Here is a 5,116-nt window from a genome sequence, read left to right on the forward strand (position 1 = left end):
CTACATATCAAATTAGGAGGCAAAATTGCCTGAATTAAAGATTGATGAAAATTTAGTACAGTGGGACGAACTTTCTGAACACGGCTGGAAAAATTTACTTTTGGGAAACGGCTTTAGTATCAATATTTGGGAAAAGTTTGGTTATGGAACACTCTTTGACCTTGCTAAAAGTGATCGTGTTGATGTTCAGCTTGAAGCTGAGGGCTTAGCACTATTTGATCACTTAAATAGTTCAAACTTTGAAGATGTATTGAGGATATTGTATCACGCTAAGTTAGTCGATGAGCAGCTTGGTGAACCACAGAAAGACGACATTCAGCGTCTGTATGAAAACACTAAGAATGCGCTCGGATCGGCTGTTAACTACGCACATATTGCGCCAGGTGTTGCAGATGTGGCGGAGATCAATAGACAGTTAAGACCATACAAAAATGTATTTACAACAAATTATGATCTAATTCCCTATTGGGCAGTTATGGACTCAGATTTATGGCGCTTCAAGGACTATTTCTGGGGTGAGGGAAACTGTTTTGATGTCTCAGACACAGAAGTGCCAGCCGATAGAACTAAGCTTCACTATCTGCATGGAGCTATACATTTGGTTGAACGAAGTGACGGGAAAACTCAAAAGCTAACAGCTAACGGGTTAGAACGTTTAACAGACCTATTTGATCTTGCCCACCCTGAAAGATTTCCGCTATTCATTTCTGAGGGTAGTTCCGAATGGAAATTATCAAGAATTAAGCGTAACGATTATTTGCGTTTTTGCTTTGAAAAACTAACCAAAACCAAGGGTGGTTTAGTGGTGCTCGGGCATTCGTTACATAAGGATTACGATCAACATATCATTGATGCGATTAACGACAGCGGTATATCTCGTGTTGCTGTAAGTGTGTGGCCGCTTCTCGATAATGCTGAAATCGTTTCGTTTAAATCTCGATTATCTCAATGCTTACAAGGCAAAGATCTATACTTCTTTGACTCTACGACACATCCTCTTGGAACGTTGGATTTAAACGAACCTGTAGCATAACAATCTGTTTAAGAGTGATTCGCAACGCGTGGCATTTTTACTATGCGTTGCGTTAAGTGTTTAAGGTGGTATGCGGGAGCTTCGATATTGCGTTGCTCACACCTTAACAGGGCGTTATGCATTAGGAAGCATTATGGAAACAAGTTGGCAAGATGTAGCAATTGAAGCTATTAAAATTTTGGGTCCTGCGATGGTGACTGGTGTCGCAGCATACTTTACGGCAACTATTCAATTAAAAGCAAAGCTTAAACAGATTGAGAAAAACTCAGAATACAAAGCACGTGAAAAGGTTTTTGATTTTAAAACTGAGAAGTACAACAAGTTAGACAAATCACTTGCTACACTCAATGAGACTCTAAGCTTTTTAGCCGGAATGTCTATGACTGATCGTGATGATCAGTATGCAATAAATTCTTTTGTTGCAAAATACCTTTCAACATTTATCTATTCTGCCCCTTTCGATGTAAAGCAAACAATCGATCAGTTTCTGCCTCTAGCGACTGAATATCCAAGAGAGTTTGATAAGTTACAGAAAGATTTGTCGTTAGTTGAGGGATTAAAGCAGCCTAACAACTATGATCAAGTCAATGACACCATTGTCACTTTAATTGGTGTCTATGGCTTTGTTAGTTGCTGCAGTAAAATAGTTGCTGAGAAAGAAGCGTTGAAAGTATTTGAACCTTACAATAATCCAAATGCATAACAAACTGTTTAAGAGTGATTCGCAACGCGTGGCATTTTCATCATGCATTGGTTTAAGTGATTAAGGTGGTATGCAGCGGCTATGGTATTGCGTTGCTCACACCTTAACAGGGCGTTAGGGTGCTACTCGGTGTTTTGAGAACGGAAGAATAATGAAATTTGTTAAAAAATATATCCTCACAGTAAAGCTATTTATAAATATAGCAATGCTGATAGCTCTGTTATCAGTGATCTTAAATGATTTGATATTTTTTCGGCTTCCAGAATTATTTGATGGTGCAAGTGGTTTACTGACCTCTTACTATAATTTCTGTATTGGTTTTGTAGTCAGCTATATCTTTTATATTTTGGTTGTACACATCAAAGAAGTAGATGATAAGTCAAATATGTCAGAGTACATATTGCATAAATCCAAAGCTGTTGTTGGGGACCATCACTCTATGGTTTCTAGCTTTAAAAAAGCTGTAGGGAAAGAAAATGATGATAATTTTTTAAGCAAAGCAGAATTTGAGGATATTTTTTCTAAAATTAATCCTCAAGGTCCAGCTCCAATGGTTAATTTTACTGGCAATAAAATAACTTGGTTGTCCTACCTTGAAAACTATCGTATCCGTAGTTTGTCTACTATCGAAAAAGCATTTGATAAAATGCAGTATATGGAGTCTAAGCACGTCAAGTTGTTAACAGATATTGAGGAGTGCACCCATTTCATGAGCATAGCCGCACTGAAAGGTGTTCCTGTCCGTAACGACAATTTACAGGCTTGGGCTAGTGCGTTTTATGATTACTCTCAATTGATAAAAATATTAAGTGATTACAATGAAACCACACCCTAACAAGCAATTTAAGAGGGATTCACAACGCTTGGCATTTTTGCTTCTACTTCAAATTTAGTGTTTATGGCACAATGCTTTAGGTGAGGGAGGCGTTGTTCACCCCTTAATTGGGCGTTAAATTGCAGCGATACAAAGGAGTTATATGAGCTTTTCTTTAACAAATGAATGGTATATTCAAGAGCTTCTTGATATCCAAAATAAACTAAAAGACTATATGGAGTTAATGGGGCAAGGGAAACTGACTTACTATAAGGATATTTCTTTAAAACTGCGTTTGCTGTTTATGTACAAAAGCGGTACGAAATCTCTCATTAGAACGATTAATGAGCTCAATGACATAGAGATAAAGGTTTACGTTAGCTACTCTACAAAAGAACAAGTTGAAAAAGGTTTACTTCCAGCCAGTTTCCTCGACGGCTTGGCATTTGAACAAGTTAATAGTGTTATTGGTTGGTTTGAATCCGGAAATAAACTAGTAGATATTTTTGATGCTATAAATCGGAAAGAAGTCTTGGTAGATGGTCAGTACCTTAGTTATAAAGAAATTATAGAGTACTCAGCCGATAAACTTGGTGGCGCGCACCTAGACAAGAAGCAGGATGTTACCCAACTGAGCCTGCACTCCAATTCACTACTACTAGGTGGTTTACCTCCTGCACAAAGAGCAATATACGATACTGCGAGAGCTTCTGTACATCTAATCGACTTAATATTTGATAGTGTCAATAATGGACAATACTCCAAGTTTGTAAGAAAAACAATTTAACAAACTGTTTAAGAGTGATTCGCAACGCGTGGCATTTTTACCATGCGTTGATGCTAGTGATTAAGGTGATGTGCGGCAGCATCGGTATTGCGTTGCTCACACCTTAACAGGGCGTTAGCACTATTCTCTAGCTATGGAGTAATTTAATGACCAGAGTCGGTATTTATGGCTATGAATGTACGAAAATATATGAGTTTTACGGGTGTAGAATAGTCCCGTTATACAGTCAGTTCACCCAAGTTAAGAAGTTAGCATCGGATCAGAATTGTTATCATTTAACGGCATTCTTAGAAATATCTGACGAGTGCTCTTATGAATTAAAGTCTTTAGTCTTTAATTTAGAAGCCGTACTGTCTTTTATCGACCACAAGGACGTTATAATCACAAATCAGTTACGAAGTAATGAAACTTATGACTGTTTAGATGATGACTTCCCCAAAGAAGTGCAGGGGCACTTTAGGCAAAATGGCGGTGGTTGTGTAATCATGAACGATGCATTTAGTGAAAATTCACGTGAAGTTTTCATACGCAAATCTTTAGATGTTCTGTTATCTGAAACTACACCGGTAAACACAGCTTTCAGAGGTGCCTTTTTTAGGTGTATTGAGGTCTTTAGGGGGCGTGGCAGTTTTATTGATGTATCGTATTATCTGCTGTTTTCGGGACTTGAATCATTTTGCCGAGCAATTCTAGATGACTATAAATCTAAAAATTGTGCGACACCGATAACTCGAGTGTTGGTTGGTTACGGCTTTGATGTAAAGCAGGAAAATCTCGACTCCCACCATAAATCAGTAATGACATATGTCCATTTACGAAACGCCTTGTTTCATAATGGACAGCTTGAAAAAACTACTAAAAATGGCGACACCTTCAAGTTAACAGACTATTTTTCGCCTTTGTGTAGGCTCTTGCCATTGGTATTAATCAAGTTCATTGAGTTTGATGATGGTTATCTGAACTGGAATTGTTGGTTAGATCGTCAGCCATTTAAAGGGCGTAAGTAAATAGTGCTAACAAACAATTTAAGAGTGATTCAGCACGCTTGGCATTTTTCGTTTGGGTTGAGTTTAGTGTTTACGGTGGTCTAGCTAAGTGTAGTGGTCGCGTGCTTCACACCTTAATTGGGCGTTATGTGCCAGAAGGAGTACAAATGAAATTTGAGTTTTTCTCTGATACGGAGAATTTTGCATTCAAGGTTGAAGAGCCAACACAGTGCTCAGTTTGTTTTAAAGTAGGCATATGGTTCGACGCTGGAATGTACCCAGGGCAAACTGACATCGAGTGTATTTGTGATTCTTGTTTGTCTTCTGGCGCTTTGATAGAACTAGATATTGAACCTAACGATTGCGCTGAGAGTGATACAGAAAACTCAAAGGCGATCACCTATAAAACTCCATCCTTACCTTGTTGGCAAGACCATGAGTGGCCATTTATTGGTGGCCAGTATCCAGTTTTTGAGCGAATAGCTTCAAAAGAGGACTTCACAGATAAACAAGAGTTCATTGAAGCTTATATTCCGGAAGATACCGATGTAGACTTTGATTGGCTATGGACAACGTTACCGAATGAAAGGCTTAAGAATTACACAGAGGCAGGTAATGTATCAGTATATTTGTTTAGTCTTGGTAAACGGAAATATTGGTTTTTCGATTGTAACTAGCACATAACAAACAATTTAAGAGTGATTCAGCACGCTTGGCATTTTTGGTTTGAGTTAAGTTCAGTGATTACGGTGGTCTATTTAAGTGTCGTGGTCGCGTGCCTCACACCTTGGTC

General features: G+C 38.3%; 6 protein-coding genes. All 6 read left to right on the plus strand.

Annotated elements, in window-relative coordinates; genetic code table 11:
- Positions 1-25 precede the first annotated feature (25 nt).
- The 6 genes from L1076_RS26650 to L1076_RS26685 all read left to right on the plus strand — a co-directional run bounded on the left by L1076_RS26650 (position 26) and on the right by L1076_RS26685 (position 5,000).
- A complete protein-coding gene (locus tag L1076_RS26650; protein WP_171314301.1) occupies positions 26-1,033 on the plus strand; it encodes a DUF4917 family protein in 1,008 nt (335 codons plus the stop codon).
- Positions 1,034-1,166: 133 nt separating this feature from the next.
- Positions 1,167-1,736: a hypothetical protein gene (locus tag L1076_RS26655; RefSeq protein WP_155771251.1), complete on the plus strand. Its 570-nt coding sequence runs from the start codon at positions 1,167-1,169 to the stop codon at positions 1,734-1,736.
- 151 nt (positions 1,737-1,887) lie between these two features.
- Positions 1,888-2,571 (plus strand): hypothetical protein, encoded by a 684-nt coding sequence (locus L1076_RS26660; protein ID WP_237304850.1) that lies wholly within the window; start codon positions 1,888-1,890, stop codon positions 2,569-2,571.
- Between the two features lie 142 nt (positions 2,572-2,713).
- Positions 2,714-3,337 (plus strand): hypothetical protein, encoded by a 624-nt coding sequence (locus L1076_RS26665; protein WP_237304851.1) that lies wholly within the window; start codon positions 2,714-2,716, stop codon positions 3,335-3,337.
- Positions 3,338-3,483: 146 nt separating this feature from the next.
- A complete protein-coding gene (locus tag L1076_RS26675; RefSeq protein WP_072605971.1) occupies positions 3,484-4,344 on the plus strand; it encodes a hypothetical protein in 861 nt (286 codons plus the stop codon).
- Positions 4,345-4,490: 146 nt separating this feature from the next.
- Complete coding sequence (locus L1076_RS26685) at positions 4,491-5,000, plus strand: CbrC family protein (RefSeq protein ID WP_237304855.1); 510 nt, start codon at positions 4,491-4,493, stop codon at positions 4,998-5,000.
- Positions 5,001-5,116: the final 116 nt, after the last annotated feature.

Source organism: Vibrio sp. MMG023 (assembly GCF_021654215.1).
GTDB lineage: Bacteria > Pseudomonadota > Gammaproteobacteria > Enterobacterales > Vibrionaceae > Vibrio > Vibrio jasicida.

What these genes read in the sequence shown, in the direction of transcription:
- L1076_RS26655 (WP_155771251.1), top strand. Translation starts at nt 1,167, where the DNA reads ATGGAAACAAGTTGGCAAGATGTAGCAATTGAAGCTATTAAAATTTTG.
- L1076_RS26660 (WP_237304850.1), top strand. Translation starts at nt 1,888, where the DNA reads ATGAAATTTGTTAAAAAATATATCCTCACAGTAAAGCTATTTATAAAT.
- L1076_RS26665 (WP_237304851.1), top strand. Translation starts at nt 2,714, where the DNA reads ATGAGCTTTTCTTTAACAAATGAATGGTATATTCAAGAGCTTCTTGAT.
- L1076_RS26675 (WP_072605971.1), top strand. Translation starts at nt 3,484, where the DNA reads ATGACCAGAGTCGGTATTTATGGCTATGAATGTACGAAAATATATGAG.
- L1076_RS26685 (WP_237304855.1), top strand. Translation starts at nt 4,491, where the DNA reads ATGAAATTTGAGTTTTTCTCTGATACGGAGAATTTTGCATTCAAGGTT.